Below are 13,249 nucleotides of genomic sequence, written 5' to 3' on the forward strand. Positions count from 1 at the left end.
ATGGCATCCTATATCCTCCGCCGCATTCTCCTCATGGTGCCGACGCTCTTCGGCGTCATGCTGATCTCGTTCGTGGTGGTGCAGTTCGCCCCCGGCGGTCCCGTCGAAAAGGTGATCGCCGAGCTGCGCGGCACCGACGTCGCGGCCACCGCCCGCATCTCCGGCGGCACCCAGGCCGGCGACTTCGCGAGCTCGGCCGCGGGCGGCGGCGGCGAGAGCGGCGGCTCCGCCTACCGCGGCGCCCAAGGCCTCGACCCGGAGTTCATCGCCGACCTCGAGCGCCAGTTCGGCTTCGACAAGCCTCCCGTCGAGCGCTTCTTACTGATGCTCGGCAACTACCTGACCTTCGACTTCGGCCAGTCCTACTTCCGCGACCGCAGCGTCATCGACCTCATCCTCGACAAGATGCCCGTGTCGATCTCCCTCGGCCTCTGGATGACGCTGATCTCCTACCTGATCTCGATCCCGCTCGGCATCCGCAAGGCGGTGAAGGACGGTTCGATGTTCGACATCTGGACGTCGGCCATCATCATCATCGCCTACGCGATCCCGGGCTTCCTGTTCGCGGTGCTCCTGATCGTGCTGTTCGCCGGCGGCTCCTTCTGGAACGTCTTCCCGCTCGGCAATCTCGTCTCCGACAACTTCGATCAGCTCTCCCTGGTCGGCAAGCTGCTCGACTATTTCTGGCACCTCACGCTGCCGCTGATCGCCCTGTCGCTGTCCTCCTTCGCGACGCTCACCCTCCTCACCAAGAACTCCTTCCTGGAGGAGATTCGCAAGCAGTACGTGCAGACCGCACGGATGAAGGGACTGTCGGATCGCGAGGTGCTCTACGGGCACGTCTTCCGCAACGCCATGCTCATCATCATCGCGGGCTTCCCCGGCGCCTTCATCAGCGCCTTCTTCGCCGGCTCGCTGCTCATCGAGACCATCTTCAACCTCGACGGGCTCGGCCTCCTCGGCTTCGAGAGCGTCATCAACCGCGACTATCCGATCGTGTTCGGCACGCTCTACATCTTCTCGCTGCTGGCGCTGTTCGTGAACCTCGTCTCCGACCTCACCTACACCTGGGTTGATCCGCGCATCGACTTCGAGAGCCGGGGGGTCTGACATGGAAGAGATCCGCAAGAGCGGCGACGAGCGCGAGACGATCCCCGACCGCGACGCCGCGGAGGACCTCGCCGTCGCCTTCGAGGAGCGCGAGGCGACGGCGCTGCCGACCGGCGCCGGCTTCGACACGGCGACGACGCTGAACCAGCGCCGCTGGCGCATCTTCAAGCGGCACCGGCGCGGCTACGTCTCGCTGTGGCTCTTCCTCGTCCTCTTCACGGTGACGCTGTTCGCCGAGTTCATCGCCAACGACCGGCCGCTGCTCGTGTCCTACAAGGGCGAGCTGCTCGTACCCGTGCTCGTCGACTATCCGGAAGAGAAGTTCGGCGGCTTCCTCGCCCGCACCGATTATCGCGATCCCTTCATCCGCGACGAGATCGAGCAGAACGGCTGGATGATCTGGCCGCCGATCCGCTACGACTATCGCGCCGTCAACACGAGCCCGCCGACCCCCTTGCCGTCCGCCCCCTCGTGGATGTTCACCAAGGAGAAGCGCTGCTCGCTGATGCCCGAAGGCGTCGACGACCCCTCGTGCACCATCTGGAACTGGAACTGGCTCGGCACCGACGATCAGGGTCGCGACGTCCTCGCCCGCGTCATCTACGGCTTCCGAATATCGATCCTCTTCGGTCTCGTCCTGACGGCGGCGTCGTCGGTCATCGGCATCGCCGCCGGGGCCGTGCAGGGCTACTTCGGCGGCTGGACCGACCTCCTGTTCCAGCGCTTCATCGAGATCTGGACCTCGGTGCCCTCGCTCTACATCATCCTGATCCTGTCGGCCGTCTTCACGCCCAACTTCTTCCTCCTGCTCGGGATCCTGCTCGCCTTCTCCTGGGTCTCGCTGGTGGGCGTGGTGCGGGCCGAATTCCTGCGGGCGCGCAACTTCGAGTACGTCACGGCGGCGCGGGCGCTCGGCGTCGGCAGCCTCACCATCATGTGGCGCCACCTGTTGCCCAACGCGATGGTGGCGACGCTCACCTTCCTGCCCTTCATCATGAACGGCTCGATATCGACGCTGACGTCGCTGGACTTTCTGGGCTTCGGCCTGCCGCCGGGCTCGCCGTCGCTGGGCGAGCTTCTGGCGCAGGGCAAGAACAACATCCAGGCCCCCTGGCTCGGCATCTCCGGCTTCATCGTGATATCGCTGATGCTGTCGCTGCTCATCTTCATCGGCGAGGCGGTGCGCGACGCCTTCGACCCACGCAAGACATTCGTCTGAGGAGGGACTTGATGACCATCACCATTTCCCTCGCCCTCCCGCCCCTCGGCCCGCTATGACCGCCCCTCTCCTGCAGATCGAAGATCTTTCCGTCGCCTTTCATCAGGAAGGGCGGACCGCGCTCGCCGTCGACAAGGTGTCGTTCGGGATCGAGAAGGGGGAGACGCTGGCCGTCGTCGGCGAATCGGGGTCGGGCAAGTCCGTCACCGCCCTCTCCTGCGTGCGCCTGCTGCCCTATCCCGCCGCCTCGCACCCCTCGGGCCGCATCCTCTTCAAGGGTCGCGACATGCTGCAGCTGCCGCCCAAGGAGCTGCAGAAGATCCGCGGCAACGACATCACCATGATCTTCCAGGAGCCGATGACCTCGCTCAACCCGCTCCACAGGGTGGAGAAGCAGGTGGGCGAGATCCTGCGGCGCCACCGCGGCCTCTCCGACAAGGCCGCCCGCGCCCGCACGCTGGAGCTCCTCGACGCCGTCGGCATCCGCGACCCGGAGAGCCGCCTCGCGAGCTACCCGCATCAGCTCTCCGGCGGCCAGCGTCAGCGCGTGATGATCGCGATGGCGCTCGCCAACGAACCCGATCTCCTCATCGCCGACGAGCCCACCACCGCCCTCGACGTCACCGTGCAGGCGCAGATCCTCGCCCTCCTGAAGGACATCCAGGAGCGCATGGGCATGGCGATGATGTTCATCACCCACGACCTCGGCATCGTCCGCAAGATCGCCGACCGCGTGGTGGTGATGACCGAAGGCAAGGTGGTGGAGACGGGGGCCACCGAGCGCGTCTTCACCGCGCCCGAGCACCCCTACACGCGCCATCTCCTCGCCGCCGAGCCCACCGGCAGCGCGCCCGTCGCCGATCCCAACGCCCCGATCGTGGTGGAGACCAAGGACCTCAAGGTCTGGTTTCCCGTCAAGCGCGGCCTGCTGCGGCGCACGGTGGACCACATCAAGGCCGTCGACGGCATCGACCTCGAGGTCCGCCGCGGCGAGACGCTCGGCGTCGTCGGCGAATCGGGCTCCGGCAAGACGACGCTGGGCTTCGCCATCCTCCGCCTCATCCAGTCGGAGGGGCGCATCGTCTTCATGGGCGACGCCATCGATCAGACCTCGTGGTCGAAGATGCGGCCGCTGCGCTCCAAGATGCAGATCGTCTTCCAGGACCCCTACGGCTCGCTGTCGCCGCGGATGGCGGTCGGCGAGATCATCGCCGAGGGGCTGAAGATCCACTCCCGGATGTCGGCCGCGGAGCGGGAGGAGGCGGTGGTGCGCGCGCTCACCGAGGTGGGCCTCGACCCGGCCACACGCTCGCGCTATCCGCACGAATTCTCCGGCGGCCAGCGCCAGCGCATCGCCATCGCCCGCGCGCTGGTGCTCGAGCCCGACTTCATCATGCTCGACGAGCCCACCAGCGCCCTCGACCGCTCGGTGCAGGCGCAGGTCGTCGACCTGCTGCGCGCCGTGCAGAAGCGGCGCAACCTCACCTTCCTGTTCATCTCGCACGACCTCCAGGTGGTGCGGGCGCTCGCCAACGAGGTGATCGTAATGCGCAGCGGCAAGGTGGTGGAGCGCGGCCACACCAAGGACATCTTCGAGACGCCGCAGACCGACTACACCCGCGCCCTCATGGCCGCCGCCCTCTATCACGAACAGGCGCCCGCCGGGGTTGTCGCGGACTGACGCTTCGTTCATTCCTGTGGCGTACTGGATGCCATGACCCGAGCCGAATCGCCGGTCCGGCATCCAGTCCGGACCAACCCTTTGAGCCCAACCGCACCAGCCCCCCGGTGGGGCGGGCCCTACCCGACGCGGAACCGCCCCATGCACGATGGCGCGCCTCTTTCGCCTTCTTTCGCCGCCCCGGGAGCGGGGCGCGTGCGATGATGGGCGTGAAGCGGCGGGCCCGCCTCTTCCGTGCCGCGCCGGCGGAGCGCGAGCAGATCGTCACCGGATCGCCGGAGGCGCGCGTGGTCGTCGACGTGCGCCGCTCCGCCACCGCCAAGCGGATGACGCTGCGCATCCCGCCCGGCCACGCCAACCCGGTGGTGACGGCCCCCCTCCGGGCCCACCTGTCCACCGTGGAGCGCTTCGTCGAGAGCCAGGAGGGCTGGCTCGCCGCCCGCCTCGCCGAGCGCGCCCCCGCCCTTCCCTTCGCCGACGGCTGCTCGATCCCGCTGCGGGGCGAGCTTCACCGCATCGTCTGGGTGGGCGGCAACCGCGGCACGGTGCGGCTCGGCCTCGCCCCGACCGGCCCGACCATCGAGGTGCTCGGCCGCCCCGAGCATCTCGGCCGCCGCGTCGGCGACTTCCTGCGCCGCAACGCCCGCGCCGACATCGACGCCGCGGTGAGCGAGTTCGCCGCCCGCGTCGGCCGCAAGCCGTCCGCGCTCAGGATCAAGGACACCCGCGCGCAGTGGGGCTCCTGCACGCCGACGGGCGTCCTGTCGTTTTCCTGGCGCCTCGTGCTCGCCCCGCCGTTCGTTCTGCGCTATGTGGCAGCTCACGAAGTCGCCCATCTCGTCGAACTCAACCACTCCCCGGCATTCTGGCGGCTGAATGCCGAGCTCGATCCCCACTACGAGCGCGCACGCGCCTGGCTGAAGGGCCATGGGCGGATGCTCCACGCGGTGGGGGTGGAGGCACCACCGGCGAGCTGAATGTCCCTCAACGCCCTTCTGTCCATCGTCCTGCCGGTCTTCGGCTTCATCGGCATAGGCTACGGGGTCATCTGGGGGCGGATTCTGAAGCCGGACGTGGGCGACGGGCTCGGCTCCTTCGTCTTCACCATCGCCGTCCCGACCTTGCTCTTCCGGGCGATCGGCACGCTCAAGCTGCCGGACATCTCACCCTGGCCCTATTGGCTCGCCTACTTCTGCGGCGTGCTGATCACCGTAGGGATCGGCGCGCTCCTGGTGGAGAAGGCGTTCGGGCGGGATGCGCGCGCCGGCGTCATCGGCGGCCTGTCGTCGTCCTTTTCCAACACGGTGATGGTCGGCCTGCCGATCGTCACCCAGGCCTTCGGGGATGAAGGACTCGTCACCGGCTTCCTCCTCGTCGCCATCCACCTGCCGGTGATGATGACCATCTCGGCGATCCTCATCGAGGTGGCCGAGTATCGCGACGGCACGGGGTCCGGCGGTGTCCGTATCACCGCGGCGCTGCAGCGGGTGTTCTATTCGCTGATGTTCAACCCGCTGGTGATCGCGATCCTCGCCGGCGCCGCCTTCCGCCTCACCGGGCTGCCGCTCACGGGCATTCCCCGCACCATCATCGACCGCATCTCCGACACCGCGATCCCCCTCGCCCTCGTCGCGATGGGGATGAGCCTCCACAAATACGGCATCAGCGGCAACGTCCGTCCGGCGCTGGCGCTCACCGCGCTGAAGCTCCTCGGAATGCCGGCGGTGGTCTACGTGCTCGCGGTGCACGTCGCGGGGCTGCCGCCGATCGCCGCCTCGGTGGCGGTGGTGATGGCGGCCTGTCCCACCGGGGTGAACGCCTACCTCATCGCCACGCGCTTCCGCACCGGCCTCGCCCTTTCGGCCAACACCATCTCGCTGACGACGGTGCTGTCGATCCTCACCTTCACGCTGTGGCTGTCGGTGGTGGGCGCCTGAGCCCTCAGAGCCCCGCGGCGGCGCGCACGCCGGGCGAGAACTCCAGAACGAGGTAGCCGCCATAGAGGGCGACGAGAAGCGCGCCGGCGCGCCGGCCGATTCCGCCCGTCACCGCCGCGACCGCGACGAGAAGCAGCGCCGATGCCAGCATCACCCAGACGTCGAGGTGGATGATCTCGGGCGGCACCGGGATCGGCGAGACCACCGCCGTCACCCCGCCGATGCCGAGCACGTTGAAGATGTTGGAGCCCACCACGTTGCCGAGTGCGACGTCGCCCTGCCGGCGGATCGCCGCCATCACGGAGGTCGCGAGCTCCGGCAGCGAGGTGCCGATCGACACGATGGTCAGCCCGATGATCGCCTGCGAGATCCCCGCGATCTCGGCGATCTCGATGGCGGCGTCGACGAGCAGGTCGGCGCCGAGGACGACGCCGCCGATGCCCACCAGCGAGATCGCGAGCGCCGTCCACAGGTTGCGCGGCCAGCACGACGGCTCCTCGGGGACGACGTCCCCGTTGCCGCGCATCTCGAACACGAAGCTACCTATCGTATAGACCGCCAGGGCGGCGATGAGACAGACGCCGCTCCACCGGTCGAGCGTGCCCGACAACACGATGACGACGAGCACTACCGACACCACGATGAGCATCGTCCCGTCGCGCCGCAGCATCTGGCCGCTCGCGACCACCGGCAGGATCACCGCCGACACGCCGAGGATCAGCAGGATGTTGGCGATGTTGGAGCCGACGATGTTGCCGACCGCGATGCCCGGCGCACCGATCCACGCCGCCTGCACGCTCGCCACGAGCTCGGGCGCGGAGGTGCCGAAGCCGACGAGGGTCAACCCGATCACGAGCGGCGAAACGCCGACGCGCGTCGCCACGGCCACCGAACCGCGGACCAACGCTTCGCCCCCTGCCAGCAGCAGCGCGAGACCGATGAACAATGTGAGGAGAGGCATAGACGGCGGGTTCCCGAGTGTCGCAACGCGAGAACGACGCGCTCAGACGCTCCACAAGATGATGACGAGTCCGCCCATCACAAGGGCGATGCGCAGAACGGCGTTCGTGCGCGCGATTATGCCCCACGACACGGCGGCGAGGCCGGCGGCGACCTTGAGCGTCATCAGGACGGGGAGGACGACGCCGTCGGAGAGGCCGATGATCGCGGGATTGGCGACCATCGCGAGCGGCACCAGGTAGAGGCCGATGCCGAGCGTCATCGCCTTCGCCGCCACGCTGAGCCAGGGCGCCTCCACCATGCCCGCCGCGATGAAGACCGCCCCGCACACCGGCGGCGTGATGGTCGACAGGAGCGCGTACCAGAACACGAAGAGATGCGCCTGGAGCGGGGCGAGGCCGAGCTCCGTCAGCGCCGGCCCGGCGACGGCGACGCAGATCACGTAGGCCGCGGTGGTCGGCACCTCCATGCCGAGGATGAGGCAGGCGAGCGCGGTGAGGAGCAGCGCCGGCCACAGGAGCCCGCCCGACCCCGAGAGGATCAGCGAGGTCACCTTGACGCCGAGCCCGGTCATCCCGAGCACGCCGATCACGATCGAGGCGCACAGGATCACCGAGGCGATCACCGCCACCTGTTCGCCCGAGGTCAGCGCCGCCTTGGCGAGGCGCTGGGCCGTGCGGCGCAGCGACAGGGTGAGGCGCGCGTCGACGAAGAGGAGCAGCGCTCCGGCCGCGATGGCGTAGACCGCCGAATATTGCGGCGTCAGCCCCTCGCCGAACATGCCGACGAGCAAAATGGTGAACGGCACCAGGAAGAAGGCCGAGGTGATCGCCACCATGCGGGCCGACGGATGATCCTCCGGCGCGAGACCGGCGAGCTTGTAGCGCGTGGCGAAGGCGTCGATGCCAATCCACACCGTGAAGAAGTAGAGAAGCGCCGGCGGTAGCGCCGCCAGCATGATGTCGGCATAGGGGGTGCCGGTGAGCTCCACCATCACGAAGGCGCCCGCGCCCATGAGGGGCGGCATGATCTGCCCGCCCGAGGAGGCCACCGCCTCGATGGCGCCAGCGAGGGAGCGCGGATAGCCGAGGCCGCGCATGGCCGGCAGCGTGACGGCGCCGGTGGAGGCGACGTTGGCCGAGGCCGAGCCGGAGATCGACCCGAAGAGCGCGGAGGACAGCACCGACACCTTGCCCGCCCCGCCGCGCAGCCGCCCGGCAGCCGCGGCGGCGACGTTCATGAAGCCCTGCCCGGCCTCGCCGGCGTTGAGCACCGCGCCGAAGATCACGAACACCGCGACGACACCGACGGAGATGCCCGTCAGCTCGCCCCAGAGCCCGCCCTCGGCGACCACCAGCGTGCCGAGAAGGCTCGCCGGCGGCAGCCCCGCGTGGCCGAACTCGCCCGGCACATACTGGCCGAAGAAGGCGTAGAGCAGCGCGATCAGGGCGACGAGCGGGAGCGGCCAGCCGATCGCCCGCCGCGCCATCTCGAGCACCACCGCGAGCAGCGCGAAGGCCACCACATATTGGGTAGTGCCGAAGATCATGCCGTACTGGTCGCCCAGCGCCTGATGATTGACGGCGATGTAGAGGCAGGCGGCGACGCCGACGGCGGCGAGCAATATCCCCGAGATCGAGAAGCGCCGGCCGTAGAGCGCGATCCACGGCAGCGCCAGCGCCATGTGGAGGGGACGGGCCACGAGGTTGGGCGTCAGCCCAGAGACCACCAGCCACAGGTGGTAGGCGATGGTGAGCGCCCCGAGAGCGATCCACACGCCGCGCCACGCGCCGGGCCTTGCGAGCGGCGCCATCTCCCCGTCCGGCGCACTCATCGGCGGGCGGCGCGGCGGAGCGGTCGGAAGATCGCGCCGCGGTCCTGCCGCGACGCGCCGGGGCGCAGTCTATCCAAGGGGAGTTCTTTCGTCAGTCGCCGATCAGTTCGCCGTGTCGGGCACGGCCATCCCGGCCTCTTCGTAGTATTTCAGCGCCCCCGGGTGGATCTTGCCGGCGATGTTGCCGAGGAAGCTCGGATCGACGCCGTTCCACCAGCGCGCGGTCTCGCCGAGCTTGGCCTTCTCCTCCCAGAACGCCTTGGTGAGGGCGTAGGCCGTGTCGTCGTCCATCTGAGTGGTGGTGTAGGCGATCACCGGCAGCGAGGTGGTGACGACGTCCGCGTCCTGGCCCGGATAGGTGCCGGCGGGGATGACGACGCGGGTCGACCCGGTCTTCGCGATCTCGTCGTCGCTCATCGAGATGATGGTGACGCCGGTACCCGCGGCCGCCTCGATCACGTTCGGCGCGGGGAAGGAGCCCGCCGTCACGAAGGCGTCGATCTGGCCGTTCTTCAGCGCCGCGACGGCGTTGTTGAGCTCGGCGTCGGCGATCTCCACCTTGTCGGTCAGATCGAACAGGCCGATATATTTCTCACCCTCGCGGGCGCCGAAGGAGCCCTTGCCGAGGAGCAGGGTGTGGCCGGCGAGGTCGGGGAGGCTCTCGATGCCCTCGTCGTCGCGCGCGACGAAGTGCATCGTCAGCGAGGGGATCGGGAAGAGCGCGCGGATCTCGGCGAATTTCGGGTTGGCGCGCGCCTCGAACATTGCCTTGCCGTCGCGCGCGAGGCCCACCAGCGAGGGCGGCGAGGTGAACACGTAGTCGCCGCCGCGCACGGCCGCTTCCATCACGTTCTGCACCGAGCCCTGGCTCTCCTCCACCGTCACCGACACGTCGCCGGCCTTCATGGCCTCGGCGAGCTGCACGGCCATCTGATAGTAGGAGGAGCCGCTCTTGGCGGACTTGAAGGTGACGCGGGTCTGCGCGTCGGCAGCGGGCGCGGCCGCCATGGCGAGCGCCATCGCTGCGGCGGCGATTATGGAAAGACGCATGAAAGCCTCCCTCAGAGTCATCATTCTTGTATAGCGGTGGGGGCCGTACGGCCGACGGATTGCAGCGGATGTGGCACGGCTCGTTCGACAAAGGCAAGCGTCGGCACGCATGGCAGGACGCCGCGCGCCGCGCTGAACCAATGCGGGCCCTTCGCCGTTCATTGCGCACAACCGGGGCGACCCCAAGGACCTCGCATGAAACGCTTCTATTGCAACAATTGCGGCAACGAGGTGCATTTCGAGAGCACCGAATGTGTGACGTGCCATCAGATTCTCGGCTACGAGCCCGTCTCGGCGACGATGCTCGCCACCACCCGCGGCGAGGCATGGCACGGCTCGGACGGTGCCGAGTACAACGTGTGCGCCAACATGAGCGCCATCGGCTGCAACTGGCTCGTGCCGGCGGGCGGTCCGGACACGCTGTGCATCGCCTGCCGGCACAACCACACCATTCCGGACCTGTCGCAGCCGCAGAACCAGGAGCGCTGGCGCCGTCTCGAGGCGGCCAAGCGGCGCCTCTTCTATTCGCTGCTGCGCTGGAACCTGCCGCTGCCCATGCGCCAGGTCGACGGCGATGGCGGCCTCGCCTTCGACTTCCTCGCCGACACCGTCAATCCCGACGGCTCGGTGACGCCGGTGCTGACCGGCCACGCCGACGGGCTCATCACCATCAACATCGCCGAGGGCGACGATGCCGAGCGCGAGCGTCGCCGCACCGACATGGGCGAGCCCTACCGCACGCTCGTCGGCCACTTCCGCCACGAGATCGGCCACTATTATTGGGATCGTCTGGTGCGTGACGGAGGGCCGCTCGACGCCTTCCGTGCTCTCTTCGGCGACGAGCGGATCGACTATGGCGAAGCGCTGCAGCGCCACTACGCCGAGGGCGCGCCCTTCGACTGGGCCGACAACTACATCTCCACCTACGCCGCGGCCCATCCCTGGGAGGACTTCGCCGAGACCTTCGCCCACTATCTCCACATGGTGGACGCGCTGGAGACCGCCCACGCCTACGGCCTCCTGGTGCAGCCGGGCTACGGGTCGGAGCCGGGCGAGGTGATGGAGAACCCCTACAACATCACCACCATCGATGCGCTGATCGCCGCCTTCGTACCGATCACGGTGGCGATGAACGCGATCAACCGGTCGATGGGCCAGCCCGACCTCTACCCCTTCGTGCTGTCGCGTCCGGTGGAGGAGAAGCTCGGCTTCGTCCACCGTCTCATCCACCAGTGGGATGCGGCCGCCGCGGAGACGCTCTCCCTCGACCCGGCGATGCTTGACGCCGCACGTGCTCCGCGACGACGCTGGTTTCTCTGATAGAGTTGTCCGCCTCGCCAGGAGGAGACCCGCCGTGCTGATCGCCCTCAGACCGCTGGCGCGCCGTCTCGTCGTCGGCGCGCTCTTCGCGGCGCTCCTCGCGCTGGCGCCCCGGGCCGGGCGCGCGCAGGACGCGGTCGGCGACATGGCACAGGAAGCGGTCGGCGTGGTCGCCGCGCTCTACGCGGCGCAGGCCTCCTCGCTCGACGCCGGCGACGCGCCGGTCTGGCGCTCCGCCGAGGCGCCGCACTTCTTCGACGCCGAGGTCGTCGGCCGCCTCGCCGTCGCCGACCTCGACTTCGACCCGATCTACAACGGCCAGGACTTCGAGATCACCGAGGTGGAGATCGCCCCCGACGCCGAGGTGACGGCGCTCAGGGGTACCTACTTCGTCAAGGTGCGCTTCCTCAACTTCGGCAGCCCGCAGGAGCTCACCTACCTCTTGCGCGCCACCGGGGCGGGCGGCGCGCTAAGGATCGTCGACATCGAGGCGCCGGAGTGGCGCCTCTCCGACCTCATCTGAGGTCCACGCCTCAGACCTCCGCCGTGGTGCGGGCGAGCGCCTCGGCGATCATCGCCCGCGTCTCCTCCACGCCGTAGAGCGCCACGAAGGAGCCGAAGCGCGGCCCCTGCTGTTGGCCGAGGAGCACCTGGTAGAGCGCCCCGAACCACTCGCGCAGCACCTCGAAATGCGCCTTGCCGATGGCGTAGACCTCGTTCTGGATCGCCTCCGCGTCGGCCGGCATGCCCTCGAGCCGACGGCTGAGCTCCTCGAGAGCAGTGCGCTCGGTCTCGGTCGGCGCCCGGTAGCGCTTCGTCGGCAGCACGAAGTCGCGATAGTAGGAGAGCGCGTGCGTCACCAGCTTGTCGAGCTCCGGCTCGCTCTCCGGCGTCGCCGCCGGCGCGTAGCGCGAGATGAAGCCCCACAGAACGCCGCGCTCCTGGGCGTTGGACGCCGAAACGAGGTTGAGGAGCATCGCGAACGAGATCGGCACCGTCGCCGCCGTCTCCGCTCCGCCGGAGATGTGCCAGACCGGGTTTTCCAAGCGCTCGGCGAGCCCCTGGTCGGCATACTTCGACGCGAACGTGTAGTACTCGTCGACCGCCTTCGGGATCACGTCGAAGAACAGGCGCTTCGCCGTCTTCGGCTTCTGGTACATGAAGAGGGCGAGGCTCTCCGGCGAGGCGTAGGTGAGCCACTCCTCCACCGACAGGCCGTTGCCGCGCGACTTGGAGATCTTCTCGCCCTTGTCGTCGAGAAACAGCTCGTAGTTGAAGCCCTCGGGGGGCGTGCCGCCGATCGCCTTGCAGATGCGGCCGGAGTGGCGCACCGAATCGATGAGATCCTTGCCCGCCATCTCGTAGTCGACGCCGAGCGCGGCCCAGCGCATCGCCCAGTCAGGCTTCCACTGAAGCTTGGCGTAGCCGCCCGTGACGGGGGTCTCGAACACCTCGCCCGCCGCGTCCTGCCAGGTGATGGTGCCGGCCGCTGCGTCACGGGCGATGAGCGGCACCTGGCAGACGAGCCGCGTCTTCGGGTGGATCGGCAGGAAGGGCGAGTAGGTGGCGCGCCGCTCCGGCCCGAGCGTCGGCAGCATGATCGCCATCACCTCGTCGTAGGCGGCGAGGGTCGCGAGCAGCGCCGTGTCGAAGCGGCCCGAGCGGTAGCACTCGGTGGCGCTCATGAACTCGTAGTCGAAGCCGAACGAATCGAGGAAGCCCCGCAGCCGCGCGTTGTTGTGGTGGGCGAAGCTCTCGTGGGTGCCGAAGGGGTCCGGCACCTCCGTCAGAGGCCGGCCGAGATAGCCCGCGAGCATCTCCTGGTTGGGCAGGTTGGTGGGCACCTTCCTGAGGCCGTCCATGTCGTCGGAAAAGGCGACGAGGCGCGTCGGGACGGTGCCGCCGGTCAGCGCGATGAAGGCGTTGCGCACCATCGTGGTGCGCGCCACCTCGCCGAAGGTACCGATGTGGGGCAGGCCCGAGGGGCCGTAGCCGGTCTCGAAGACGACCGGCCGGGTCTCGCCGCCGAGGCGGGCGATGACTTTCCGCGCCTCCTCGAACGGCCAGGCACGGGCGGCCGCCACGATGTCATGGTCGAGGGAGGATAGCGCGCTCATTTCGGCTCCGATTGGTGATTG

Annotated in this window: 11 protein-coding genes; 7 read left to right on the forward strand and 4 right to left on the reverse strand. The window is 68.6% G+C overall.

Going from position 1 to position 13,249, the window contains the following annotated elements; translation table 11 throughout:
• The 5 genes from JCR33_RS14260 to JCR33_RS14280 all read left to right on the forward strand — a co-directional run bounded on the left by JCR33_RS14260 (position 1) and on the right by JCR33_RS14280 (position 5,947).
• On the forward strand, positions 1 to 1,110 hold the full coding sequence (locus tag JCR33_RS14260; RefSeq protein WP_198882764.1) for a microcin C ABC transporter permease YejB: 1,110 nt from the start codon (positions 1 to 3) through the stop codon (positions 1,108 to 1,110).
• A 1-nt stretch (position 1,111) separates the two neighbouring features.
• On the forward strand, positions 1,112 to 2,329 hold the full coding sequence (locus JCR33_RS14265) for an ABC transporter permease (RefSeq protein WP_198882765.1): 1,218 nt from the start codon (positions 1,112 to 1,114) through the stop codon (positions 2,327 to 2,329).
• Between the two features lie 55 nt (positions 2,330 to 2,384).
• Positions 2,385 to 4,010 carry an ABC transporter ATP-binding protein gene (locus tag JCR33_RS14270; protein WP_198882766.1) on the forward strand — a complete coding sequence of 542 codons (1,626 nt, stop codon included), beginning with the start codon at positions 2,385 to 2,387 and terminating at the stop codon, positions 4,008 to 4,010.
• Positions 4,011 to 4,210: 200 nt separating this feature from the next.
• On the forward strand, positions 4,211 to 4,987 hold the full coding sequence (locus JCR33_RS14275; protein WP_198882767.1) for a M48 family metallopeptidase: 777 nt from the start codon (positions 4,211 to 4,213) through the stop codon (positions 4,985 to 4,987).
• The gene (locus JCR33_RS14280) at positions 4,988 to 5,947 is read left to right on the forward strand and encodes an AEC family transporter (RefSeq protein WP_198882768.1); all 960 of its coding nucleotides are present in this window, start codon (positions 4,988 to 4,990) and stop codon (positions 5,945 to 5,947) included.
• Between the two features lie 4 nt (positions 5,948 to 5,951).
• On the opposite strand, the gene JCR33_RS14285 is transcribed toward JCR33_RS14280, so the two are convergent.
• From JCR33_RS14285 to JCR33_RS14295, 3 genes are all read right to left on the reverse strand, one after another.
• The gene (locus JCR33_RS14285; protein WP_198882769.1) at positions 5,952 to 6,908 is read right to left on the reverse strand and encodes a calcium/sodium antiporter; all 957 of its coding nucleotides are present in this window, start codon (positions 6,906 to 6,908) and stop codon (positions 5,952 to 5,954) included.
• Between the two features lie 42 nt (positions 6,909 to 6,950).
• The gene (locus JCR33_RS14290) at positions 6,951 to 8,720 is read right to left on the reverse strand and encodes a TRAP transporter permease (RefSeq protein ID WP_198882770.1); all 1,770 of its coding nucleotides are present in this window, start codon (positions 8,718 to 8,720) and stop codon (positions 6,951 to 6,953) included.
• Between the two features lie 123 nt (positions 8,721 to 8,843).
• Positions 8,844 to 9,791: a TAXI family TRAP transporter solute-binding subunit gene (locus JCR33_RS14295; RefSeq protein ID WP_198882771.1), complete on the reverse strand. Its 948-nt coding sequence runs from the start codon at positions 9,789 to 9,791 to the stop codon at positions 8,844 to 8,846.
• Positions 9,792 to 9,986: 195 nt separating this feature from the next.
• On the opposite strand from JCR33_RS14295, the gene JCR33_RS14300 reads away from it, so the two are divergent.
• Positions 9,987 to 11,111, forward strand: coding sequence for a zinc-binding metallopeptidase family protein (locus JCR33_RS14300; RefSeq protein WP_198882772.1), 1,125 nt, complete (start codon positions 9,987 to 9,989; stop codon positions 11,109 to 11,111).
• A 34-nt stretch (positions 11,112 to 11,145) separates the two neighbouring features.
• Entirely contained in the window at positions 11,146 to 11,634 is a 489-nt protein-coding gene (locus JCR33_RS14305) for a hypothetical protein (RefSeq protein WP_198882773.1), read from the forward strand.
• Between the two features lie 10 nt (positions 11,635 to 11,644).
• Here JCR33_RS14305 and JCR33_RS14310 read toward each other — a convergent pair whose 3' ends face one another.
• Positions 11,645 to 13,228: a lysine--tRNA ligase gene (locus tag JCR33_RS14310; RefSeq protein ID WP_198882774.1), complete on the reverse strand. Its 1,584-nt coding sequence runs from the start codon at positions 13,226 to 13,228 to the stop codon at positions 11,645 to 11,647.
• Positions 13,229 to 13,249: the final 21 nt, after the last annotated feature.

This window comes from Acuticoccus mangrovi (genome assembly GCF_016411865.1).
GTDB classification, from domain to species: Bacteria; Pseudomonadota; Alphaproteobacteria; order Rhizobiales; family Amorphaceae; genus Acuticoccus; species Acuticoccus mangrovi.

Excerpts from the sequence above, each read along its gene's own strand:
- JCR33_RS14265 (WP_198882765.1), top strand. The coding sequence starts at position 1,112 with ATGGAAGAGATCCGCAAGAGCGGCGACGAGCGCGAGACGATCCCCGAC.
- JCR33_RS14290 (WP_198882770.1), bottom strand. The coding sequence starts at position 8,720 with ATGGCGCCGCTCGCAAGGCCCGGCGCGTGGCGCGGCGTGTGGATCGCT.
- JCR33_RS14275 (WP_198882767.1), top strand. The coding sequence starts at position 4,211 with ATGATGGGCGTGAAGCGGCGGGCCCGCCTCTTCCGTGCCGCGCCGGCG.
- JCR33_RS14285 (WP_198882769.1), bottom strand. The coding sequence starts at position 6,908 with ATGCCTCTCCTCACATTGTTCATCGGTCTCGCGCTGCTGCTGGCAGGG.
- JCR33_RS14260 (WP_198882764.1), top strand. The coding sequence starts at position 1 with ATGGCATCCTATATCCTCCGCCGCATTCTCCTCATGGTGCCGACGCTC.
- JCR33_RS14310 (WP_198882774.1), bottom strand. The coding sequence starts at position 13,228 with ATGAGCGCGCTATCCTCCCTCGACCATGACATCGTGGCGGCCGCCCGT.
- JCR33_RS14295 (WP_198882771.1), bottom strand. The coding sequence starts at position 9,791 with ATGCGTCTTTCCATAATCGCCGCCGCAGCGATGGCGCTCGCCATGGCG.
- JCR33_RS14280 (WP_198882768.1), top strand. The coding sequence starts at position 4,988 with ATGTCCCTCAACGCCCTTCTGTCCATCGTCCTGCCGGTCTTCGGCTTC.
- JCR33_RS14300 (WP_198882772.1), top strand. The coding sequence starts at position 9,987 with ATGAAACGCTTCTATTGCAACAATTGCGGCAACGAGGTGCATTTCGAG.
- JCR33_RS14270 (WP_198882766.1), top strand. The coding sequence starts at position 2,385 with ATGACCGCCCCTCTCCTGCAGATCGAAGATCTTTCCGTCGCCTTTCAT.